Here is a 22352-nt window from a genome sequence, read left to right as displayed (position 1 = left end):
GGTATGCGCCTACGCGTCCCCGCTCGCGCTCACGCCTGCCCGGGGGCCCAGATGCGGTCGAGATAGTCGCGCATGGAGCGGTCGGAGGAGAAGAAGCCGCACCGGGCGACGTTGAGGATGGTGGAGCGGCTCCACCCCTCGGGGTCGGCGTAGGCGCGCTCGACGCGGTCCTGCGCCCCGAGGTAGGCGTGGAAGCCGGCCAGCGCCATGAACGGGTCGTGGTTGAGCAGGTTGTCGAGCACCGCCGACACCGCACCTGGGTCGCCGCCGGTGAAGTGGCCGCTGCCGATGAGGTCGATGGTCGCCTTGAGCACCGGGTCCTGGTCGTAGTAGGCGCTGGGGACGTAGCCGCGCTGGAGCAGCTGCTCGACCTCCGGCTCGGTCATGCCGAAGAGGAAGAAGTGGTCCTCGCCGACCAGGTCGAGGATCTCGACGTTGGCGCCGTCCAGGGTGCCGATCGTCAGGGCGCCGTTGAGCGCGAACTTCATGTTGCCGGTGCCCGAGGCCTCCTTGCCGGCCAGCGAGATCTGCTCGGACAGGTCGGCCGCGGGGATGACCTTCTCGGCGAGGGTGACGTTGTAGTTGGCCGGGAAGAGGACCTGCAGACGGCCGTCCATCACCGGATCGGTGTTGACCTTCGCGGCGACCGCGTTGATGAGGTAGATGATCTCCTTGGCCATGTGGTAGCCGGGCGCCGCCTTGGCCCCGAAGAGCACGGTGCGCGGGGTGACCTGCTCGACCGGGGTGCGGCCGGACAGGACCCCCTCGTAGACCGACACGACGTGCAGCAGCTTGAGGGTCTGCCGCTTGTACTCGTGCAGCCGCTTGACCATGACGTCGAGCAGGTGGTCCTGGCGCAGCTCGACCCCGTCGCGGACCTGCAGCAGGTCGCCGAGGCGCGCCTTGTTGGCGGCCTTGACCTCCCGGAACCGCCGCCGGAACTCGGGATCGTTGGCATACGGCTCCAGCTCGCGCAGCCGGTCCAGGTCGGTGACCCAGCCGTCGCCGATGGTGTCGGTGATGAGCGAGGAGAGCTTGCGGTTGGCCAGCCGCAGGAAGCGGCGCGGGGTGATGCCGTTGGTGACGTTGGTGAACTTGTCCGGCCACATGGCGTTGAAGTCGGGCAGCACGTCGTCACGCAGCAGCTGGCTGTGCAGCTCGGCGACCCCGTTGACCTTGGCGCCGGCGACGGTCGCGAGGTAGGCCATGCGGACGGCCCGCTGGGGCTGCTCGGCGATGATCGACATCCGGCGGATGCGGCCCTCGTCGCCCGGGAAGGCCTCGCGCACCTCGAGCAGGAACTCCTCGTTGATGCGGTAGATGATCTCCAGGTGGCGCGGCAGCAGCCGGCCGAGCAGCTCGACCGGCCACACCTCGAGCGCCTCCGGGAGCAGGGTGTGGCAGGTGTAGGCGAAGCACCGGCGGGTGATGCCCCACGCCTCGTCCCAGTCGAAGCCCTTCTCGTCGACGAGGATGCGCATGAGCTCGGGGACCGCGATGACCGGGTGGGTGTCGTTGAGCTGGAAGATGATCCGCTCCGGCAGCCGGTGCAGGTCGAAGTCCCGGGGCAGGGTGTTCTCGATGAAGTCGCGCAGCGAGCACGCGACGAAGAAGTACTGCTGCTGCAGCCGCAGCTCCTTGCCCTGCGGGGTGGAGTCGTCGGGGTAGAGCACCTTGGAGATGTTCTCCGCGAAGATCTCGGCCCGCGAGGCCTGCGCGTAGTCGCCGCGGTTGAAGGTCTGCAGGTCGAAGGCCTGGTTGGCCTCGGCGCTCCACAGGCGCAGGGTGTTGACGACGCCGTTGCGGAAGCCGGGCACCATGTAGTGGTAGGGGACGCCGCGGACCTGCCAGGCCGGGGCCCAGCGGGTGCGCTCGCGGCCCTGCTCGTCGGCATACGTCTCGGTGTGCCCGGCGAAGCCGACCTGGACGGCGCGCTCGGGGTGCGGGAACTCCCACGGGCTGCCGAGCCGCAGCCAGCTGTCCGGCTCCTCGACCTGGCGGTGGTCGACGAAGGTCTGCCGGAAGATGCCGTACTCGTAGCGGATGCCGTAGCCGATGCAGGCGACGTCCATCGTGGCCAGGGAGTCGACGAAGCACGCGGCGAGGCGCCCGAGGCCGCCGTTGCCGAGGCCGGGCTCGACCTCCTGGCCGCGGACCGCCGCCATGTCGATCCCGCACCGCTCCATCGCCTGGTCGGCGATGTCCTGCAGGTCGCTGGCCAGCAGGTTGTTGCCCAGCTGGCGGCCGAGGAGGTACTCCGCGGAGAGGTAGCCGACGACCTTGGTCTCCTCCTTGCGGCGGCGGTGGCCGGTCTCCAGCCAGGAGGCCATGAGGTAGGAGCGGACCGTCCGCGCCAGCGCCATGTACTGGTCGTTGATCGTCGACTGCGACAGCTTGACGCCCTGGCCGAAGTTGAGCTGGTCGAGGAACTCCCGCACGAAGCCGTCGACGGTGGCCGGGGGCGAGGCCACCGGGCCGGTCGCGAGCTCGTGCGTGGCCTCGAAGCTCGGACCCCGCCGGTTGGCGTCGGCGGACGGGCTCTCGTCGGTGATCACAGGCTGCGGGTGCGTGGAGGTCACGAGTCGTAAGAGTAGGGCCTCGGGGGTGGCGGGGCATACCTCACGTCAAGCGCGTGTTGGCAGCGAGAGCCAGGAGGATCGCACCCGACACCGGAGGTACCCACCCGTGACCACTGCCCACCAGTCCGCCCCCGCCCGCGAGGTCCGTCTCGTCGCCCGCCCGCACGGCTGGCCCGAGCCGTCCGACTTCGAGCTCGCCACCAGCGAGCTGCCCGAGCTCGGCGACGGGCAGATCCGGGTGCGCAACGAGCTGGTCTCGGTCGACCCCTACATGCGCGGCCGGATGAACGACACCCGCTCCTACGTCCCGCCCTTCGAGCTGGGCCGGGCGATGGAGGGCGGGGCCGTGGGGGTCGTCGAGGAGTCCCGGGCGCAGGGGTATGCCGTGGGGGACCACGTCCTGCACCAGCTCGGCTGGCGCGAGGAGGCGGTGGTGGACGCGGCCTCGGCGCGGGTCGTCGACACCGACGCCGCACCCGCCTCGGCCTACCTCGGGGTGCTGGGGATGACCGGGCTCACCGCCTACGCCGGGCTGGTACGGGTGGCCCGGCTGCGCGAGGGCGACGTCGTCTTCGTCTCGGGTGCCGCCGGCGCCGTCGGCAGCGTGGCCGGTCAGGTGGCCAAGGCCCTCGGCGCGTCCCGGGTCGTCGGCAGCGCCGGCTCCCAGGAGAAGGTCGACCACCTCGTCGACGACCTCGGCTTCGACGCCGCCTTCAACTACAAGGACGGCGACGTCGCCGCCCAGCTCGCCGAGCACGCGCCTGACGGAATCGACGTCTACTTCGACAACGTCGGCGGCGACCACCTGGAGGCCGCGATCGGTGCCCTGCGCCAGGGCGGGCGCATCGCGATCTGCGGCGCCATCTCCGGCTACAACGACACCGAGCCGGCCCCGGGCCCGCGCAACCTGGCCCGGCTCATCCAGGTGCGCGGCACGATGACCGGCTTCCTCGTCTCGGACCACCAGGACCTCGCGGGCGAGTTCGCCGAGCAGGCCGCCGGGTGGCTGTCCTCGGGGCAGCTGGAGTCCCGCGAGACCGTCGTCGAGGGCATCGAGCACGCGGTCGACGCGTTCCTCGGTCTGCTGCGCGGGGACAACACCGGCAAGATGCTCGTGCGCGTCTGAGCCCGCCGGGCCCGACCCCGGCCAGGCCGGCGGGCCCGGGGTCCTCAGGTATGCCGTCGAGCGGCCCTGCGGGCGGAGGCCGGCACCAGCACCTCGAACCGCTCGAGCACCACGAGGGTGTCGTCGTCGACCGGCTCGCCGTGCGGCGCGGTGGCGGCGAAGGCGTCGCGGTGCACGGCCCGCCACTCCTCCAGGCTCTGGTCGCCCTCGCCCTCCAGGCGGGCGTGCTCCTCGGTGACGTCGGCGAAACGGCACACCTGCACGTCGGTGATCCGTACCAGGGCCCGCGGCTGCCCGGCCCCGTCGAGGATGATCGACAGCAGCCCAGGCTCGGGCAGCGCCAGGTCGAGGTCGACCCCGGCGCGGGTGAGGGTGTCGCCGGGCCCGTCGTCGCCGGGTCCGGGCCCCCGCTGCCGCGCCTCCTCCTCGTAGTCGCGGTAGGCGCTCGCGGTCGCGGTCTTGCGGCCGTCGAGGACGAGCTCGAGCAGCCGGTCGGCGGTGGCCGGGTCGTCCTCGTCGCCGAAGCTCCACGCCGGGGGCGGGAGGGTGTCGCTCACCTGCCCCCCGGCATACACCTCGATGCGGTTGAGCTTGCCGCGGATGCGCGCGTCGGCCCAGAAGGCCGCGATCGCGCGGTCGCGCCGGCTCTGCTCCTGGTCGGTCGGTGTCGGCTCGTCCACACCGCCCACCCTAGGCTCTGCGGGTGTGAGGCCCTTCCTGCTGCTCGGCACGCGCGCCGAGGACGACGCCGCGGACGACGAGTACGCGGGCTTCCTGCGCTACGCCGGGCTGCGCGAGAGCGAGCTGCATCGGGTCCGCGTCGAGGCGGCGCCGCTGCCGGAGGTCGACCTCACCGCATACAGCGGGATCGTCCTGGGCGGCAGCCCGTTCAACGCCTCTGACGAGCACAAGGGCGAGGTGCAGCGACGGGTCGAGCGTGACCTCGCCGCGCTGGTCCGCCGGGTGGTCGAGGCGGACGTGCCGTTCCTCGGTGCGTGCTACGGGATCGGCCTGCTGGGGCTGGCCTGCGGGGGGACGGTCGACCGCAGGTACGGCGAGGCGCCCGCCGCGGTGGAGGTCTCGCTCACCGAGGAGGGCCGCACCGACCCCCTGCTCGCCGGTGTGCCGGACCCGTTCCACGCGATCGTCGGCCACAAGGAGGCCTGCGCCGTGCTGCCGCCGGGGGCCGTCCTGCTCGCGTCCTCGGCGGGCTGCCCGACGCAGATGTTCCGGATCGGGCGGCACGTCTACGCCACGCAGTTCCACCCCGAGCTGGACGCGGAGTCGCTGGAGCGCCGGCTGCACATCTACGCGGGGCACGGCTACTGCGAGCCCGAGGAGGTCGCGCCCATCGTGGCGCAGGCGAGGTCGGTGGACCTCGGGCCCGTCCGCGGCCTGCTGCCCGCCTTCGTCCAGCGCTTCGGACGGCCGGCCTGAGCCCAGAAGGCCTTACTCCCGCCAGCCTGAGCAGCGCAAACCCCTCTCCTGCCGACCTGAGCAGAGAAGAGCTCCCGAGGCAGGGGTTGCAGCGCCTGCCTCGGGAGCATTTCTCTGCTCAGGTTGCCTCCGGGGGCGGGTCGGGCTCGGGGGCGGGTCGGGGCGGGTCGGCGTCGCACGGACGGCATGGCGTCCGGGATCTGAGACACCGAGACGCCCAGGGCTGGTGACGTGGAGGCCCGGCGGCGGTCCAATGGTCTGCATGAGCCGCCTTCCCGAACCCGACAGCCCGACCGAGGTGGTCGTCGGCGTCGGCCCGTTGTCCCTCACCGAGGTGGTGGCCGTCGCCCGCCACGGCGCCCGCGTCACCCTGTCCGCCGAGGCCGTCGACGGCATCACCGCGACCCGCCGCATCATCGAGGACCTCGCCGGCGACGACCGGCCGCACTACGGCATCTCCACCGGCTTCGGGGCCCTCGCCACGACGGGCATCCCGCCGCACAAGCGCGCCCAGCTGCAGCGCAGCCTGGTCCGCAGCCACGCCGCGGGCTCCGGCCCGGAGGTGGAGCGCGAGGTGACCCGGGCCCTCATGCTGCTGCGGCTGTCCACGCTGGCCACCGGCCGGACCGGCGTCCGGCTCGAGACCGCCCAGGCGTATGCCGCGCTCCTCGACGCCGGCATCACCCCGGTCGTGCGCGAGCACGGCTCCCTCGGGTGCTCCGGCGACCTCGCGCCGCTGGCCCACTGCGCGCTCGCGGTCATCGGCGAGGGCATGGTGCGCGTCGGGCCGGCGGCCGGCGCCGACCACGCGACCTGGACGCAGACGCCCCAGGAGCTCCTCCCCGCCGGCGAGGCCCTGGCCCGGGCGGGCATCGCCCCGGTCGAGCTCGCCGAGAAGGAGGGGCTCGCCCTCATCAACGGCACCGACGGCATGCTCGGCATGCTCGTCCTCGCCCTGCACGACCTCGGCACCCTGCTCACCAGCGCCGACGTCGCCGCCGCCATGAGCGTCGAGGGCCAGCTGGGGACCGACGACGTCTTCGCCGCCGACCTGCAGGCCCTGCGTCCCCACCCCGGCCAGGCCCGCTCCGCCGAGAACCTGCGTGCCCTCCTGGCCGGCAGCGCGATCCGGGAGTCCCACCGCACCGACGCGTGCACCCGCGTGCAGGACGCCTACTCCCTGCGCTGCTCGCCGCAGGTGCACGGCTCGGCCCGCGACACCTGCGGGTATGCCCGCACCGTCGCCGACCGCGAGCTCGCCGCCGCCATCGACAACCCGGTCGTCACCCTGGACGGGCGGGTGGAGTCCAACGGCAACTTCCACGGCGCCCCGGTGGCCCACGTGCTGGACTTCCTGGCCATCGTCGCCGCGGACGTCGCCGGCATCAGCGAGCGGCGCACCGACAGGTTCCTCGACGTCGCCCGCAGCCACGGGCTGCCGCCCTTCCTCGCCGACGACCCCGGCACCGACAGCGGGCTCATGATCGCGCAGTACACCCAGGCCGCGGTCGTCGCCGAGCTCAAGCGGCTCGCCGCCCCGGCGAGCGTGGACTCCATACCGTCCTCGGCCATGCAGGAGGACCACGTGAGCATGGGGTGGGGCGCGGCCCGCGCCCTGCGCCGTGCCGTCGACGGCCTGGCCCGCGTCGTCGCGGTCGAGGTGCTCACGGCTGCGCGCGCGCTCGACCTGCGGGCCCCGCTCACCCCCGCGCCCGCCACCGCCGCCGTCGTGGCGCTGCTGCGGGAGTCCGGCGTCGAGGGGCCCGGCCCCGACCGCCATCTCAGTCCGGAGATCGAGACCGTCGTCGACCTGGTGGCGGACGGCCGCGTCCGCGCCGCCGCCGAGCGGGTCACCGGCCTGCTCGCCTGACCGCACACCGACACGTCGAAGGAGACGACCATGGAAGGCGCCCGCCCCGTCCGCGCAGCTCGCGGCACCCGGCTCACGGCCCGCTCCTGGGCCACCGAGGCCCCGCTGCGGATGCTCATGAACAACCTGGACCCCGAGGTCGCCGAGCGTCCGGACGACCTCGTCGTCTACGGCGGGACCGGCCGCGCCGCCCGTGACTGGCGCAGCTTCGACGCCATGGTCCGCACCCTCACCGACCTGCGCGAGGACGAGACCATGCTGGTCCAGTCCGGCCGCCCGGTCGGCGTCATGCAGACCCACGAGTGGGCGCCGCGGGTGCTCATCGCCAACTCCAACCTCGTCGGCGACTGGGCGACGTGGCCGGAGTTCCGGCGGCTCGAGCAGCTCGGGCTGACGATGTACGGCCAGATGACCGCCGGGTCGTGGATCTACATCGGCACCCAGGGCATCCTCCAGGGCACCTACGAGACCTTCGCGGCGGTCGCCGCCAAGAGGTTCGGCGGCTCGCTGGCCGGCACCCTCACGCTCACCGGCGGCTGCGGGGGCATGGGTGGCGCGCAGCCGCTCGCGGTCACCCTCAACGGCGGGGTATGCCTCGTCGTGGACGTCGACGAGGCGCGGCTGCGGCGTCGGGTCCGGTCCCGCTATCTCGACGAGGTCGCCGACTCCCTCGACGCCGCGCTGGAGCGGGTCCTCGCGGCCAAGGGTGGCCGCGAGGCGCTCTCGGTCGGCGTCGTCGGCAACGCGGCGGAGGTGTTCCCCGAGCTGCTGCGCCGGGGTGTCGACATCGACGTGGTCACCGACCAGACCTCCGCCCACGACCCGCTGTCCTACCTGCCGACGGGCATCGACCTCGCCGACTGGCACGACTACGCGCAGAAGAAGCCCGAGGAGTTCACCGACCGGGCGCAGGAGTCCATGGCCCGCCACGTCGAGGCGATGGTGGGGTTCCTGGACGCCGGTGCCGAGGTGTTCGACTACGGCAACAGCATCCGCGACGAGGCCCGGCAGGGCGGCTTCGACCGGGCCTTCGACTTCCCCGGGTTCGTCCCGGCCTACATCCGGCCGCTGTTCTGCGAGGGCAAGGGCCCGTTCCGCTGGGCCGCGCTCTCCGGGGACCCGAAGGACATCGCCGCCACCGACCGGGCGGTCATGGACCTCTTCCCCGACAACGACCACCTGCAGACGTGGCTCCGCGGAGCGCAGGACAAGGTCGCCTTCGAGGGCCTGCCGGCGCGGATCTGCTGGCTGGGCTACGGGGAGCGCGACCTGGCCGGCGTGCGCTTCAACGACATGGTCGCCTCCGGCGAGGTCAGCGCCCCGCTGGTCATCGGCCGCGACCACCTGGACTGCGGGTCCGTCGCCAGCCCCTACCGGGAGACCGAGGCGATGGCCGACGGCTCCGACGCGATCGCCGACTGGCCGCTGCTCAACGCCATGGTCAACACCGCGTCCGGGGCGTCCTGGGTGTCGCTGCACCACGGCGGCGGTGTCGGCATCGGGCGCTCGCTGCACGCCGGACAGGTCAGCGTGGCCGACGGCACCGACCTGGCCCGGCGCAAGCTCGAGCGGGTGCTCACCAACGACCCCGGGATGGGCGTCATCCGGCACGTCGACGCCGGCTACGACCGCGCCGACGAGGTCGCCGCCGAGCGCGGCGTGCGGGTGCCCATGCGGGAGGGGGAGTGAGGTGAGCGTCGAGACCGGGCAAGGCGTCGCTCCCGAGCGGGCCCCGATGTGGAAGTTCGTCGTCTACTCCGCCGTCGGCGTCCTCATGTTCTTCGTGCCGGTCACCCTCGGGGGTCGCAGCACCATCCCCCTGGACCACGTGGTGTCCTGGCTGCGCGAGGCGGTCCCGGCCGTCCTGCCGTGGTACGCCCTCGCCCTCATCCTCGCCGGTGCCGTCCAGCCCTGGGTCACCGGCAGCTGGCGACGCAGCACGACCGACCTCGTCTTCTCCCTGGCCCGCGTCGTCGGGCTGGTCGTCGGCGTCATGCTCGTGCTGGGCATCGGCCCGGCCTGGCTCTTCGCCGACGGCATGGGCCCGTTCCTGCTGAACTCGCTGGTCGTCCCGGTGGGGCTGCTGGTGCCCATCGGGGCGATCTTCCTGGCGCTGCTCACCGGCTACGGGCTGATGGAGTTCATCGGGGTGCTGGCCCGCCCGGTCATGCGCCCCGTCTTCCGCACCCCCGGCCGCTCGGCCATCGACGCGGTCGCCAGCTTCGTCGGGTCCTACTCCCTGGCCCTGCTCATCACCAACCGGGTCTACCTGGAGGGGAAGTACTCGCGCCGGGAGGCGATGGTCGTCGCGACCGGCTTCTCGACCGTGTCGGCGACCTTCATGATCGTCGTGGCGAACGCCCTCGACCTCATGCAGCACTGGTCGCTCTACTTCTGGTCCACCCTGCTCATCACCTTCGTGGTCACCGCCGTCACGGTCCGGATCCCGCCGCTGGGCCGGATGCCGGACGAGACGGCACCCGGGGTCGAGGCGCGCCCCGAGCGCGACGTCGAGGGCAGCCGGCTCGCCGCCGCGTGGGGTGAGGCACGGCATACCGTCGCCGCGGACCCGGGCATCGGCCGGGTGGTCGCCTCGACCTTCGTCGACGGGGTGAAGATGGCGATGGCGATCCTGCCGAGCATCCTGTCGATCGGGCTGCTGGGGCTGGTGCTGGCGGAGTACACGCCGCTGTTCGACTGGCTCGGCTACCTCTTCTACCCCATCACCTGGGCGCTGCAGATCCCCGAGCCGCTGCTCGTCGCCAAGGCCGCCGCGCTGGGCGTCTCCGAGATGTTCCTGCCTGCCGCGCTGGTCGCCGACTCGGCGATGTCGGTGAAGTATGTCGTGGGGGTGGTCTGCGTCAGCCAGGTCATCTTCTTCTCCGCGATGGTGCCCTCGCTGGTCGGCACCCAGATCCCGGTCTCGATCCCGCGGCTGCTGCTCATCTGGTTCGAGCGGGTGTGCCTCAGCCTGGTCATCGCCATCCCGGTGGGGCTGCTGCTCTTCTAGCCGCAGCGGCGTAGGTTCGGGGTCATGACGACACCACAGGTGCAGCGGCTCGGCGCCGAGGAGTTCATCCTCGTCACCACCTTCCGGCGCAGCGGCGAGGGTGTGCCGACGCCGGTCTGGGTGGTGCCGCTGCGCGACGGCGATCGCATCGGGTTCTACACGACCATGGGCACGGGCAAGACCAAGCGGATGCGGCACACCCCGCGCGTCCTCGTTCAGCCGTGCTCGCGCACCGGCACCCCGACGCCCGGCACCGTGCCGGTCCAGGCCACCGCCGAGATGGTGCAGGCCGGGCCGGAGTTCGAGGAGGTCCAGGCCGCGGTGCGGGCGAAGTACGGCTGGCAGGCTCGGGTCTTCCGCGTCCTCGGCACGCTCGCCGGCCGTCGCAAGAAGCTGAGCTACGGCGACGTGGTCGTCCTCGTCCGGCCCGAGGAGGACGTTGCCGCCTGATGGCCGTGCGGCTGTGGACGACGCGGCCGGGGTGTCCGCGGATGCACCATGCTGGACGGCATGACGGGGGAGGGGCACGATGGGCGCCATGAGCATCACCGAGGTGGGCATCTACACGATCGAGGACCTGTATGCCTACCGCGAGCAGCGCGACGACATGACCATCCAGCTCATCGAGGGTGAGCTGGTCGTGTCACCGAGCCCGGCGGTCCTGCACCAGGTCGTCAGCGGAGAGCTCTTCGCGGTCCTCCGCACTGCCTGCCCTCCCCACCTGCGCGTCCTCGCCGCACCCCTCGACGTCCGTGCGGGCGAGCGCAGCATCCTGCAGCCGGACCTGCTGGTCGTCCCCCGCGAGCTGCGCAGCGGCGGCCAGGTCGAGACCCCGCCGGTCCTGGCCGTGGAGATCCTCTCCCCGTCGAGCCGGCGCACCGACCTCGTCGCCAAGCCGCAGGTCCTCGCGCGCTTCGGGTGTCCCCACTACTGGGTGGTGGACCCGGACGAGCCGGCGGTCCGGGTGCTCCGGCTCGAGGACGGCGCCTACGTGCCCGAGCAGGTCGCGGAGGGCGACGAGAGCCTTGCTGTCGCCGAGCCGTTCGCCGTGAGCCTGCGTCCGGTCGACCTCACCCGCTGACGCGGCCCGCTCGCCGACCTCACCCGCTGGCGCCGACGACCTCGGTCACCTCGGCGACCTGCGCGTCCAGGGCCTGCAGCGCGGCCTCGGCGGGCACGGTGACCGCGACGCCGTGGGCGCCCGCCCCCAGCGAGATGAGCCGCCCCGGGTCGCCGACCAGCGAGGCGTCGGCGACGACCGGCCAGGCCGTCGTCGAGCCGAACGGCGTGATCGTGCCCCGCTCGTAGCCCGTCGCCTCCCGTGCCGTCTCCGCGTCCGGCATGGAGAGCCGGTTCACGCCCAGCAGCGCGCGCAGCCGCGGCCAGGAGATCTCCCGGTCGCCGGGCACGAGCACGAAGAGGTGGTCGCCCTCCCCGCGGCGCACGACCAGCGTCTTGACGATGTCACGCGGCTCGACCCCTCGGGCCCGGGCCGCCTCCTCCAGGCTGCCGACCCGGCCGTGCCGGGTCACGGCATACTCCAGCCCGGCGGCCTCGACCGCCGCGACGGCGCGCTCCTCACTCATGCGGACCAGCGTAGGCCGTCCGGGATCCGAGACCTTGGGGCCCGCGCACCCCTGCCGGCCGGGCGTCGGCGCCCCTAGAGTCGGGCAGGTGAGCACCCCCGGCGACGAGCACCTGAGGACCTTCGACCGCCTGTGGGCCGACCTCGACCCGGTCGGCCGGGTGGGGAGCGGGGGCTACCGCCGCTTCGTGTGGACCAGGGAGGACGCCGCGCTGCGGGAGTGGTTCGCCGGCGAGGCGGCCGCGCGCAGGCTGGACCTCGTCGAGGACCGCGTCGGCAACCAGTGGGCCTGGTGGTGGGACGGGCCCGGCAGCGTCGACGACGCCGCGCGCGCCGGGCACCGCGGGGTGGTCATCGGGTCGCACCTCGACTCGGTGCCCGACGGCGGCGCCTTCGACGGGCCGCTGGGGGTGGTGAGCTCCTTCGCGGCCCTGGACGCGCTGCGGGCCCAGGGGGTCGTCCCCGCCGTTCCCGTCGCCGTCGTCCACTTCGTCGACGAGGAGGGGGCCCGCTTCGGGATCGCCTGCGCCGGCTCCCGCGTGCTCACCGGGGCGCTGGACGCGGACCGGGCCCGGGCGCTCACCGACGCCGACGGCGTGACCTACGCGCAGGCCCTGTCGGCCGCCGGTCGCGACCCCGGCCGGCTCGGCCGCGACGACGAGGCCCTCGCCCGGGTCGGGTGCTTCGTCGAGCTGCACGTCGAGCAGGGCCGGGCCCTGGTCGATCTCGACGCCCCGGTCGCGGTCGGCAGCGACATCTGGCCGCACGGCCGCTGGCGCTTCGACTTCCCGGGGGAGGCCGACCACGCCGGCACCACGCGGCTGGAGGACCGCCGCGACGCGATGCTCGGGTACGCCGGCCTCGTGCTCGGAGCCCGTGAGGCCGCCGAGCGCCGTGGCTGCGTCGCGACGGTGGGCAAGGTCGCGGTCACCCCGGGCGGCGTCAACGCCATCCCTTCCCACGTCACCGGCTGGCTGGACGCCCGCGGCGCCGACGAGACGCAGGTCGAGGCGCTCGTCGCCGACCTCACCCGGAGCTCTGCCGCGGCGGGCGCCACGGTGACCCGTGAGTCGTGGACCCCCACCACCCGCCTCGACACCGACCTCGCCGCCCGGTTGCGCGGGGTGCTCGGCCGCGAGGACGAGCTCAGCGTCCCCGTGCTGGGGACCGGCGCGGGGCACGACGCCGGCATCCTCGCCGGGGCCGGCGTGCCCACCGCCATGCTCTTCGTCCGCAACCCCACCGGGGTGTCGCACAGCCCGGCCGAGCACGCCGAGCCCGACGACTGCCACGCCGGGGTGGACGCCCTGGCCGCCTGCGTGGCCGACCTCGTGGGCGAGCCGTCGTGAGCGGGCGCACCGCCTTCCACGCCACCGCTGCGCACCTGCCCGACGGGGTGCGCCGCGACGTCCGGCTCGTCGTGGAGGCGGGGCGACTCCTCGAGGTGAGCGACGGCATACCTGCGCAGGCGGGCGACCACCGGCTGCCCGGTGTGGTCCTCCCGGGCCTCGCGAACGCCCACAGCCACGCCTTCCACCGGGCGCTGCGCGGGCGGACCCACGACGGCGGCGGGACGTTCTGGACGTGGCGCGAGCGGATGTATGCCGTGGCCGCGCGCCTCGACCCGGACTCCTACCTGTCCCTCGCGCGGGCGGCCTACGCCGAGATGGCGCTCGCCGGGGTCACGGCGGTGGGGGAGTTCCACTACCTGCACCACGCCCCGGGCGGCCGGCGCTACATGGACCCCAACGCCATGGGGCACGCGCTGGTGCAGGCCGCGCAGGACGCCGGGATCCGGCTCACCCTGCTGGACGCGTGCTACCTCGCCGGCGGGCTGGACGGCGCGGGGTACGCCGAGCTGGAGGGGCCGCAGCTGCGTTTCGGCGACCTGGACGCGCAGACGTGGGCGCTGCGGGTCGAGGACGTGCGCGACCACACCGACGGCGGCCCGGCGCACCTGCGGGTGGGGGCGGCGATCCACTCGGTGCGGGCGGTGCCGCGCGGGCAGCTGGGCGTGGTGGCCGACTGGGCCCGAGCCGACCAGGGCGCCGGCGCCGCCGGTCGCCACCGGGCTGCGGTGGACGGGGGACCGGGCGGTGCTGGCGACCGGGCCGGGCGGCCGCTGCACCTGCACCTGTCCGAGCAGCCGGCCGAGAACGACGCCTGCCTCGCCGCCCACGGCCTCACCCCGACCGGGCTGCTCGCGGCCGAGGGGGTCCTCGGGCCCGACCTGTCCGCCGTGCACGCCACCCACCTCACCGGGGCCGATGTCGAGCTCCTCGGCCGGCACCGGGCCTGGGCCTGCTTCTGCCCCACGACCGAGCGCGACCTGGCCGACGGCATCGGGCCGGCGCGGGCGCTGCGGGAGGCCGGGGCCCGCCTGTCCCTCGGGTCCGACCAGCACGCCGTCGTCGACCTCCTGGAGGAGGCGCGGGCGCTGGAGATGCACGAGCGGCTCGCCACGCTCGAGCGCGGGCGCCTCGCCCCGGCCGACCTGCTGGCGGCCGCCACCGCGCACGAGAGCATCGGCTGGCCCGACGCGGGTCGCCTCGAGGTCGGTGCGAGGGCGGACCTCGTCGCCGTCCGCGACGACACCGTGCGGACCGCCGGCGCCGACCCGGCGCAGATCCTGCTGGCGGCCGGCGCGGCCGACGTCGACACGGTGGTGGTCGACGGCGGCGTCGTCGTCGAGGGCGGACGGCACCGCCTCGGTGACGTCGGCCGCCTGCTCACCGAGGCCATCGCCCCGCTGTGGCAGGACTGACCCACCGACACCGCGCGCCCGGCGCGCAGCAGATGTGCAACTCCTGAGACACGAGAGGATCGACGCATGAGCATGCTCATCACCGGCATCAGTGAGCTCGTCACCTGTGACGACACCCGCGAGGACGGCGGCGGGTCGCCGCTGACCCGAGGGCTGGGGGTGGTCGAGGACGCCGCCCTCGTCGTCGGGGGCGGAGGCGAGGACTCGGCCCCCGTCGTCGAGTGGGTCGGCCCGGCCGGTGAGGCGCCCGAGGCCGACTGGGCCATCGACCTCGGCGGCCAGGCGGTCGTGCCCGGTTTCATCGACAGCCACTCCCACCTCGTCTTCGCGGGGGACCGGTCGGCCGAGTTCGCGGCGCGGATGACCGGGCAGGCCTACGACGGAGGCGGCATCGCCGTGACCATGGCCGCGACCCGGGAGGCCACGGACGCCCAGCTGCGGGCCCTCCTGCAGGCGCGGGTCGCCGAGATGCGCGCCCAGGGCACCACCACCGTCGAGATCAAGAGCGGCTACGGCCTGGACGTCGAGCACGAGGTGCGCGCGCTGCGCCTGGCCCGCGAGGTCACCACCGAGACGACCTTCCTCGGGGCCCACGTCGTGCCGCCGGACGCCCGCGGCGAGGGCGGGCGGGAGGCCTACCTCGACCTCGTCTGCGGCGAGATGCTCGCTGCCTGCGCGCCCCACGCGCGCTGGGTCGACGTCTTCTGCGAGCCGGCCAGCAGGTATGCCTTCGACGAGCAGGAGTCCCGGCGCGTCCTCGAGGCGGGCCGGGACGCGGGGCTCGAGCTGCGGGTGCACGGCAACCAGCTGTCCGAGGGGCCGGGCGCGCAGCTCGCCGTCGAGCTGGGCGCGGCCAGCGTGGACCACTGCACCTTCCTCACCGACGCCGACGTCGACGCGCTCGCCGGCAGCGGCACCGTCGCGACGCTGCTGCCGGGCGTGGAGTTCTCGACCCGCCAGCCCTACCCCGACGCGCGGCGCCTCCTCGACGCCGGCGTCGACGTCGCCCTCGCGAGCGACTGCAACCCCGGGACGTGCAGCTCCTCGTCCATGCCGCTGATGATCGCGCTGGCCGTGCGGGAGATGGGCATGGCCCCCGCGGAGGCGCTGCGTGCCGCCACCGTCGGCGGTGCCCGCGCCCTGCGCCGCGACGACCTCGGCCAGGTGCGGGTCGGGCGGCGCGCGGACCTGGCGGTGGTCGCCGCCCCCAGCTTCCTGCACATCCCCTACCGCGTCGGGGTCCCGATCGTGCGGGCGCTGGAGATCTGAGCGTCCGCCCGTGGGCGGAGCAGGCCGCGACCCCGGTATGACGCGCCGCCGCCCGGTCAGCACCTAGGCTTCCAGGGATGAGCGACACGCTGCAGGCCGTCCGGGAGCAGGCGTCCGACCTGGCGCGCGGCGTGCGCTCCCGGGCGTGGCTGCCGGACGCGGCCGTCGTGGTGGCCTTCCTGCTGCTCTACCTCGTCAGCGGTACCGGCTGGGGCGGGCCGGGCTCGATTCTCTACAGCCTGCTGCAGATCGTGCCCCTCTTCTGGCGGCGTCGTCACCCCATGCGGGTGGCCGTCGTGGCCGCCGCGGGCTGCCTGCTGCAGCTGGTCCTCAACGACGGCCCGATGCCCACCAACATCGCCGTGCTCGTCGTGGTCTACAGCGCCGCGGCCTTCGGCACCCGCCGGACCGCCCGCACGGTCCTCGCCATGGCCCTGGCCGGCGCCGTGCTCGGGGCCCTGCGCTGGTCGTTCTACTTCGGCCTCGGCTCCTACCTCAGCATCGTGGCCGTGCAGTCCCTCTTCATGGCCTGCTTCGTCGGGGTCGCCTGGGCGCTCGGCGACGTCATGCGCCGCCGCCGCGAGGTGGTCCTCCGGCTGCAGGAGCAGAACCGTGCCCTCGCCCGGGACCAGGCCCAGCGGTCCCGGCTCGCGGCGCAGGACGAGCGGGCGAGCATCGCGCGGGAGATGCACGACGTCGTCGCGCACTCCCTCGCCGTGGTGGTGGTCCAGGCCGACGGAGGGTTGTACGCCGCGCGCCAGGCGTTGGCGAAGGAGCCGGGCATGGCCGCCGACCGGGCGGCGCTGGAGCGTGCGGCCGGGACCCTGGAGACGCTGGCGGAGACGGCGCGGACCTCCCTGGCGGACACCCGACGGCTCGTGGGGGTGCTGCGGGACACCGGCAGCGGCGCGGAGTACGCCCCGCTGGAGGGGGTGGGCCACTTGGAGGACCTCGTCGAACGGGTCCGCGGGTCGGGCGTCGACGTGGAGGCGCACGTGCGCGGGGAGGTCGCCGACCTCCCCCGCGACGTCGACCTCGCCGCCTACCGGGTGGTGCAGGAGGCCCTGACCAACGCCATGAAGCACGCCGGCCCGGGCGCCTCGGTCGACGTGGACCTGCTGCGCACGCCCGAGGTGCTGCTCGTGCGGGTCACCGACGACGGCGACGGAGCCGCCCAGGACGACCACGACGGCGAGGGCAACGGTCTCATCGGCATGCGCGAGCGGGTCGAGGTCCTGGGGGGCAGCGTGAGCGCCGGGCCCCGGGCGCGGCGCGGCTGGGAGGTCGTGGCCACCCTGCCGGTCGCGCGCGCCACGGACGAGCCGGGTGCGCCGCGCGACCGGTCCGACGACGCCGAACCGGCAGCACGGCATACCTCAGGAGGGACCCGATGACCCCGATCCGCCTCTTCCTCGTCGACGACCAGGCGCTCGTGCGCGCCGGGTTCCGGATGGTGCTCGACGCGCAGGACGACATGAGCGTGGTCGGCGAGGCCGGCGACGGGTCGGCTGCGCTGGACGCCATCGCCCAGACCCGCCCGGACGTCGTGCTCATGGACATCCGGATGCCCCGGATGGACGGGGTCGAGGCGACCCGCCGCCTGCTGCGCGACCCCGGCCCGGTGGAACCGCCCAAGGTGCTGGTGCTGACGACCTTCGACCTGGACGACTACGTCTTCGCCGCGCTGCGGGCGGGGGCCTCCGGCTTCCTGCTCAAGGACGCGGGTCCCGAGGAGCTGCTGGCCGCGATCCGGGCCGTGCACGCCGGCGACGCGGCGATGGCGCCCTCGACGACCCGGCGGCTGCTGGAACGCTTCGTGCCCGACCTGCCCGATGCCGGGGCCGAGAGCACCACCGCCGCCCGCCGGCGTGCCGCGGTGTCGCGCCTGGACCCGCTGACCGAGCGGGAGCGCGAGGTGCTGGAGGCGGTGGGCCGAGGTCTGACCAACGGCGAGATCGCCGCGGAGCTCTTCCTCGCCGAGGCGACCGTCAAGACCCACATCGGGCGGGTCCTGGCCAAGCTCGACCTGCGCGACCGCGTGCAGATGGTCATCACCGCCTACCAGACCGGGCTCGTCGGCCGGCCGGAGTAGCCTCCCGGGCGGGTCGGTCCGCCCGCGGCGGGCGGATCGGCGAGCGCACGTCATACCGGGGGTGGACCTGCGTCGTCGCAGGTCACGACTGGTGGATGATGTCTTGAGTGGTGGCTGGTCCCTAGCGTCCTGGGTATGACGACCACGACACCTCAGCACGGACGGACCGGCACGACCCGGCAGGGCAGCGCCCTGGCCGCGAGCGCCCTCGACCTCACCAAGACCTACGGCCGCGGCGAGGCCGCGGTCACCGCCCTCGACGGCGTGTCCGTCGGGATCGAGGCGGGCAGGTTCACCGCGATCATGGGGCCCAGCGGCTCGGGCAAGTCGACCCTCATGCACCTGCTGGCCGGGCTCGACACCCCGACCAGCGGCCGGAGCTACCTCGGGGAGCACGAGCTGACCTCGCTGTCCGACGCCCAGCTCACCCGGCTGCGCCGGCGCTCGGTCGGCTTCGTCTTCCAGGCCTTCAACCTGCTGCCGACGCTGACCGCGCGGCAGAACATCCGCCTGCCGCTGGACCTGGCCGGCCGCCCCGCCGACGCCGGCTGGGAGGGCACGGTGGTCGAGGCCCTCGGCCTGGGCGGACGGCTGGACCATCGACCCGGGGAGCTCTCCGGCGGTCAGCAGCAGCGGGTCGCCCTGGCGCGCGCCCTGGTGACCCGGCCCGAGGTGATCTTCGCCGACGAGCCGACCGGCGCCCTGGACAGCACGACCGGCGCCGAGGTGCTGGCGCTGCTGCGCCGGTCGACCGAGGAGTGGCACCAGACGGTGGTCATGGTGACCCACGACCCGAACGCCGCCGCGGTGGCCGACCGGGTGCTGCTGATCGCCGACGGCCGGATCGCCGGGGAGATCCTCGACCCGGACGCCGACACGGTCCTGGCCGGGATCCGCGACCTCGGGAAGGTCGGCTGATGGCGGCCCGGTGGATGGCCGCCGGACTGGCCTCCCGGGGCCGCCGGCTGGTGTCGGCGGCGGTGGCGATCCTCATCGGGGTCGGGTTCCTCACCACCAGCCTGGTGGTCGTCGCCACCGCCCAGGCCGGGCTGGAGGAGGCCGTGGCCGGCGGGCTCCGCGACGCCGACCTGGTCGTCAGCGGGGCCGACGACACGTGGCTGGAGGCCGAGCAGGTGGACCGGGTGTCCGGGACGACCGGGGTGGACCGGGTCGTCGCGGACGCGACGGTGGGTGTGGACCGCGGCAGCAGCTTCCTCGTGGGCACCTCGGTGCCGGCCGGCGGGATGACCCTGCTCGAGGGGCGGATGCCGACGGCCGACGACGAGGCCACGGTCAACCAGGCCCTGGCCGGCCAGGTGGCCGTCGGGGACGAGCTCACGCTCACCACGCGCACCGCCGAGGGCGCCCCCGGTGACCCGCTGACGCTGACCGTGGTCGGGGTGGTCGACCCCGGTGAGGTGCACACGCTCAGCTACAACGAGGGGTTCCTCGCCGCCGACGCCGCCCTGCGAAAGCTGGACCCGGGGCTGTCCTACCAGTCCGCGCAGGTCACGGTGGCCGGGACCGCCACGGTGGACGAGGTGCGGGACGCGCTGGCCGAGGCGGTGCCCGGTGGGGTCATCCGGACCGGGTCGGAGGCGGCCGCGGAGCGGGTCGCCGGCCTGACCGGGCAGACCTTCGTGCTCGGGTCGGTCCTGCTGGGCTTCGGCGCGGTGTCGCTGGCCACGGCCGCCATCGTCATCGCCAACACGTTCACCATCACCCTGGCCCAGCGGACCGGAGAGCTGGCGCTGCTGCGCTGCGTCGGGGCCACCCGGGGGCAGGTGCGGCGCTCGGTCCTCCTGGAGGCGCTGGTGCTCGGGGCGGCGGCCTCCGTCGTCGGGGTCGGCGCCGGGATCGGGGTCGCCCAGCTGCTGCTGAGCCTGGCCCGGGGCACCGACCTCGGCATCCCGCTCGGCACCGGCCTCGAGGTCGGCTGGCTCAGCCTGGTGGTGCCGGTGGTCGTGGGTGTGGTGATCACCCTGCTGGCCTCCTGGTGGCCGGCGGGTCGCGCCACCCGGGTGTCGCCGCTGGCGGCGCTGCGTCCCAGCGGGGAGCCCGCCGCCGCCACGCGGGTGAGCCGGGTGCGGGTGCTGCTCGCCGTGCTCCTCGTCGCCGGCGGCACCGTCCTCATGGTGCTCGCCGCCCTCCTGCGGCAGGTGCTGATCGGCGTCGCCGGCGGGCTGGTCTCCTTCGCCGGCGTCCTGCTGGCGGCGGTGGTGCTGGTGCCCGTGCTGGTGCGGCTGCTCGGCGTGGCCGCGCGGCCGGCCGGCGTGCCGGGCCGCCTCGCGGTCGCCGGGGCCGTGCGCAACCCGGGACGGGCCGCCGCGACCAGCGCCGCCCTCCTCGTCGGGGTCACCCTCATCACCATGACCTCGGTGGGCGCCGCCTCCGGCGAGCGCACCGCGCTCGGCGAGATCGACCAGGCCTACGCCGTCGACCTCGTCGCGCAGACCGAGCCAGGGATGGAGGCGGACGTGCCGGTGCCCACCCCCGTCGACGAGGGGTTGGTGGGCCGGCTGGCTGCGGTGGACGGCGTCCGTGCCGCGGAGCTGGTGGAGACGGCATACCTCGAGGTCGGCGACGGCGACCTCGGCGCCGTCCCGGTGGCCGTCCTCGACCCGGACACCGCGCGGCAGGTCCTGCGCAGCGAGCGGCTCGTCGACGCGCTGGAGCCGGGCACCGTGGGCCTCGGGTCCTTCGACCGCGTCGCCTACGGCGTCGAGGCGGGGGACACCCTGACGGTGAGTGGCCCCGGCGGGAGCCGCGACCTCACCGTCATCGAGCTCGGCCTGGGCGCCGCGGGGCTCGCGGTGCAGCCCGCGGACCTGGAGGCGCTGACCGGCGAGGCGCCGCAGCCCGGTGCGGTGCTCCTCCGGCTGGACGACGACGCGGACGTCGGCGACACGATGACCGCGGTCGGCGAGGTCGCCGAGGACAGCGGCATGACCGTCCAGGGGGCGGCCGCCGAGCGCGCGCTCGTCGCCCAGGTGCTGGACGTCATGGTGCTCGTGGCCACCGCCCTGCTGGGTGTGGCGGTCCTCATCGCGGTCGTCGGGATCGCCAATACCCTGTCGCTGTCGGTCATCGAGCGGCACCGCGAGCACGCCCTGCTGCGCGGGCTCGGGCTCACCCGTGGCCAGATGCGGGGGATGCTGCTCACCGAGGGCGTCCTGCTGGCGCTGGTCAGCGCGGGGCTGGGCCTCGCGCTCGGGATCGGGTATGCCGCGCTCGGCGTCCAGACGATCCTCCCGGAGGGCACCCCGCTGTCGCTGGCGGTGCCCTGGGCCCGCGTCGGTGTCATCGTCGGTGTGGCGCTGCTGGCCGGGGTGCTGGCCAGCGTGCTGCCCGCCCGGCGGGCGGCCCGGGTGAGCCCCGCGGAGGGGCTGGCGGCCGCCTGAGACCGGTCGGGGGCGGTGCAGGGACTCATCGCCCCCGACCCTGGGGTCTCCCCGCGTGGCGGGTGGCAGGCCCGACGGGGCCGGTCGGGCAGGGACTCCCGGCCGGCCCCTGGCACGTCCTGCGTCCGCTGGTGCGCGACTGCAGCGGTGATGTCGTCCACCAGGGTGATTCCACGGCATACCCGGCGCAGTCGCGCCCTTCCGGGCCGGAGGAGGACCGGCCGAGGACACCGTCGGGGCGGGTGTCGCATCCGCCGTCTCCGGGTGCCGTCGGGCACTGGCGCGTGGGCGGCCGGCACCGCTACGCTCGCTGCACCTCATCCGTGGGAGGCACACGTGACTCGACGTTCGTCCGGGGCGTCATCGATCCCGGCCCTGGCACTGCTGGTCGTCCTGGCTGGGTGCGGCGAGAGCGAGGACGTCGGAGGCGCGGGCGGGTCCACGACTGAGGCGGCGCCGACCGAGGCCGAGGACGAGGCGCCGCAGGGCGCTGCCATGGACGAAGCGGACGACGGCTCCGGGTCCGCCGTCGAGGTGAGTGATGCCGTCGACATGGACATGCCGCCGGAGCCGGACGCCGACGCGTCGGCCGAGGACCATCCAGGATTCGAGGGGGCGTTCCGCAGCGGCCACCAGGCAGGGCTCTACGGCCGGGAGGACTACTACGACCCGAGGACCGTGAGCGAGCAGGGCTCGTTCGCCGGCGTGGAGGCGGAGCAGGCATACAGAGCAGGCTTCGCACTGGGCCTCCACGAGTACCAGACCCAGCTGGACGCCCAGGAGTCGGAGGCCGAGGCCGCTGAGGAGGAACGGCTGGCGAACTACCCGGTGGGGGAGGTCCTGGAGGGATGGGACCCGCGCGTCGCGGTGAGCGAGTTCTGGGAGCTGGGCGAGGCCGAGACGTGCGACGTGGCGTCGCCGCAGAACCCGTGCCTGGACACCTGGTACATCTCAGGGAACACCGAGATCATCGCCGTGGGCAGATGGCCGGGCGCTCCCGGCCCCGAACCCAGCGGCGCTCTTCGCCTGACGGGCACCGCCAGCGGCTTCGAGATCCTGGAGTCGTGGGAGGCGGACGAGTCGTCGGACCCGCTGCCAGGATGGGCGACCCCACCCGGCTGAGGGGACGTCAGTGCACGGCGGGGTCCGAGGGCTCGCCGAGACTTCTGTCCGGACGTCGTCGTCCGTGACGAGGCCCATGGCTGCGTGCAGGGAGGGC

At 74.3% G+C, this 22352-nt stretch carries 18 protein-coding genes; 15 read left to right on the top strand and 3 right to left on the bottom strand.

Translation table 11 applies throughout. From position 1 onward, the window contains the following. Positions 1-29: 29 nt before the first annotated feature. Positions 30-2579: a glycogen/starch/alpha-glucan phosphorylase gene (locus tag AVL62_RS04330; RefSeq protein WP_058890443.1), complete on the bottom strand. Its 2550-nt coding sequence runs from the start codon at positions 2577-2579 to the stop codon at positions 30-32. A 106-nt stretch (positions 2580-2685) separates the two neighbouring features. Between AVL62_RS04330 and AVL62_RS04325 the strand changes: the two genes are divergently transcribed. Continuing rightward, the gene (locus AVL62_RS04325; RefSeq protein ID WP_058890442.1) at positions 2686-3705 is read left to right on the top strand and encodes an NADP-dependent oxidoreductase; all 1020 of its coding nucleotides are present in this window, start codon (positions 2686-2688) and stop codon (positions 3703-3705) included. Positions 3706-3749: 44 nt separating this feature from the next. Here AVL62_RS04325 and AVL62_RS04320 read toward each other — a convergent pair whose 3' ends face one another. After that, positions 3750-4385 carry an ASCH domain-containing protein gene (locus AVL62_RS04320; RefSeq protein WP_058890441.1) on the bottom strand — a complete coding sequence of 212 codons (636 nt, stop codon included), beginning with the start codon at positions 4383-4385 and terminating at the stop codon, positions 3750-3752. A 25-nt stretch (positions 4386-4410) separates the two neighbouring features. Here AVL62_RS04320 and AVL62_RS04315 point away from each other — a divergent pair, with 25 nt between their 5' ends. From AVL62_RS04315 to AVL62_RS04290, 6 genes are all read left to right on the top strand, one after another. After that, entirely contained in the window at positions 4411-5142 is a 732-nt protein-coding gene (locus AVL62_RS04315) for a glutamine amidotransferase (protein ID WP_058890440.1), read from the top strand. A gap of 262 nt (positions 5143-5404) precedes the next feature. Next, positions 5405-7012 (top strand): histidine ammonia-lyase, encoded by a 1608-nt coding sequence (hutH, locus tag AVL62_RS04310; protein WP_058890460.1) that lies wholly within the window; start codon positions 5405-5407, stop codon positions 7010-7012. Positions 7013-7042: 30 nt separating this feature from the next. Then, a complete protein-coding gene (hutU, locus tag AVL62_RS04305; RefSeq protein WP_058890439.1) occupies positions 7043-8701 on the top strand; it encodes a urocanate hydratase in 1659 nt (552 codons plus the stop codon). A gap of 1 nt (position 8702) precedes the next feature. Continuing rightward, a complete protein-coding gene (locus tag AVL62_RS04300; RefSeq protein WP_419177481.1) occupies positions 8703-10022 on the top strand; it encodes a YjiH family protein in 1320 nt (439 codons plus the stop codon). Positions 10023-10046: 24 nt separating this feature from the next. Further along, positions 10047-10472 carry a PPOX class F420-dependent oxidoreductase gene (locus AVL62_RS04295; protein ID WP_058890438.1) on the top strand — a complete coding sequence of 142 codons (426 nt, stop codon included), beginning with the start codon at positions 10047-10049 and terminating at the stop codon, positions 10470-10472. Between the two features lie 88 nt (positions 10473-10560). Next, positions 10561-11103, top strand: coding sequence for a Uma2 family endonuclease (locus AVL62_RS04290; RefSeq protein WP_161937835.1), 543 nt, complete (start codon positions 10561-10563; stop codon positions 11101-11103). Positions 11104-11122: 19 nt separating this feature from the next. On the opposite strand, the gene AVL62_RS04285 is transcribed toward AVL62_RS04290, so the two are convergent. Continuing rightward, positions 11123-11608 carry an aminoacyl-tRNA deacylase gene (locus AVL62_RS04285; RefSeq protein WP_058890436.1) on the bottom strand — a complete coding sequence of 162 codons (486 nt, stop codon included), beginning with the start codon at positions 11606-11608 and terminating at the stop codon, positions 11123-11125. Positions 11609-11696: 88 nt separating this feature from the next. Here AVL62_RS04285 and AVL62_RS04280 point away from each other — a divergent pair, with 88 nt between their 5' ends. From AVL62_RS04280 to AVL62_RS04245, 8 genes are all read left to right on the top strand, one after another. Beyond that, positions 11697-12956, top strand: a complete 1260-nt coding sequence (locus AVL62_RS04280; RefSeq protein ID WP_058890435.1) for an allantoate amidohydrolase — start codon at positions 11697-11699, stop codon at positions 12954-12956. Further along, the gene (locus AVL62_RS04275; protein WP_058890434.1) at positions 12953-14371 is read left to right on the top strand and encodes an amidohydrolase family protein; all 1419 of its coding nucleotides are present in this window, start codon (positions 12953-12955) and stop codon (positions 14369-14371) included. The genes AVL62_RS04280 and AVL62_RS04275 overlap by 4 nt, the downstream gene beginning before the upstream one ends. Before the next feature lie 66 nt (positions 14372-14437). After that, positions 14438-15640 carry an imidazolonepropionase gene (gene hutI / locus AVL62_RS04270; protein ID WP_058890433.1) on the top strand — a complete coding sequence of 401 codons (1203 nt, stop codon included), beginning with the start codon at positions 14438-14440 and terminating at the stop codon, positions 15638-15640. A gap of 77 nt (positions 15641-15717) precedes the next feature. Beyond that, a complete protein-coding gene (locus tag AVL62_RS04265; RefSeq protein ID WP_058890432.1) occupies positions 15718-17034 on the top strand; it encodes a sensor histidine kinase in 1317 nt (438 codons plus the stop codon). Continuing rightward, positions 17031-17732 carry a response regulator transcription factor gene (locus tag AVL62_RS04260; RefSeq protein WP_058890431.1) on the top strand — a complete coding sequence of 234 codons (702 nt, stop codon included), beginning with the start codon at positions 17031-17033 and terminating at the stop codon, positions 17730-17732. The genes AVL62_RS04265 and AVL62_RS04260 overlap by 4 nt, the downstream gene beginning before the upstream one ends. A 135-nt stretch (positions 17733-17867) precedes the next feature. Continuing rightward, positions 17868-18650 carry an ABC transporter ATP-binding protein gene (locus AVL62_RS04255; RefSeq protein WP_058890430.1) on the top strand — a complete coding sequence of 261 codons (783 nt, stop codon included), beginning with the start codon at positions 17868-17870 and terminating at the stop codon, positions 18648-18650. Further along, a complete protein-coding gene (locus tag AVL62_RS04250; protein ID WP_058890429.1) occupies positions 18650-21133 on the top strand; it encodes an ABC transporter permease in 2484 nt (827 codons plus the stop codon). Before AVL62_RS04255 ends, AVL62_RS04250 begins: the two co-directional genes overlap by 1 nt. 336 nt (positions 21134-21469) lie before the next feature. Beyond that, a complete protein-coding gene (locus AVL62_RS04245; RefSeq protein ID WP_058890428.1) occupies positions 21470-22255 on the top strand; it encodes a hypothetical protein in 786 nt (261 codons plus the stop codon). The last annotated feature ends 97 nt before the right edge of the window (positions 22256-22352 follow it).

The organism is Serinicoccus chungangensis (genome assembly GCF_001483745.1).
Classification (GTDB): Bacteria; Actinomycetota; Actinomycetes; order Actinomycetales; family Dermatophilaceae; genus Ornithinicoccus; species Ornithinicoccus chungangensis_A.
Note: the sequence above shows the minus strand (reverse complement) of the source record. Positions and strands in the feature narration are given on the sequence as shown.

Coding starts and splice junctions, on each gene's coding strand:
- hutH (WP_058890460.1), top strand. CDS start 5,405: ATGAGCCGCCTTCCCGAACCCGACAGCCCGACCGAGGTGGTCGTCGGC.
- hutU (WP_058890439.1), top strand. CDS start 7,043: ATGGAAGGCGCCCGCCCCGTCCGCGCAGCTCGCGGCACCCGGCTCACG.
- AVL62_RS04295 (WP_058890438.1), top strand. CDS start 10,047: ATGACGACACCACAGGTGCAGCGGCTCGGCGCCGAGGAGTTCATCCTC.
- AVL62_RS04290 (WP_161937835.1), top strand. CDS start 10,561: ATGAGCATCACCGAGGTGGGCATCTACACGATCGAGGACCTGTATGCC.
- AVL62_RS04285 (WP_058890436.1), bottom strand. CDS start 11,608: ATGAGTGAGGAGCGCGCCGTCGCGGCGGTCGAGGCCGCCGGGCTGGAG.
- hutI (WP_058890433.1), top strand. CDS start 14,438: ATGAGCATGCTCATCACCGGCATCAGTGAGCTCGTCACCTGTGACGAC.
- AVL62_RS04265 (WP_058890432.1), top strand. CDS start 15,718: ATGAGCGACACGCTGCAGGCCGTCCGGGAGCAGGCGTCCGACCTGGCG.
- AVL62_RS04260 (WP_058890431.1), top strand. CDS start 17,031: ATGACCCCGATCCGCCTCTTCCTCGTCGACGACCAGGCGCTCGTGCGC.
- AVL62_RS04255 (WP_058890430.1), top strand. CDS start 17,868: ATGACGACCACGACACCTCAGCACGGACGGACCGGCACGACCCGGCAG.
- AVL62_RS04250 (WP_058890429.1), top strand. CDS start 18,650: ATGGCGGCCCGGTGGATGGCCGCCGGACTGGCCTCCCGGGGCCGCCGG.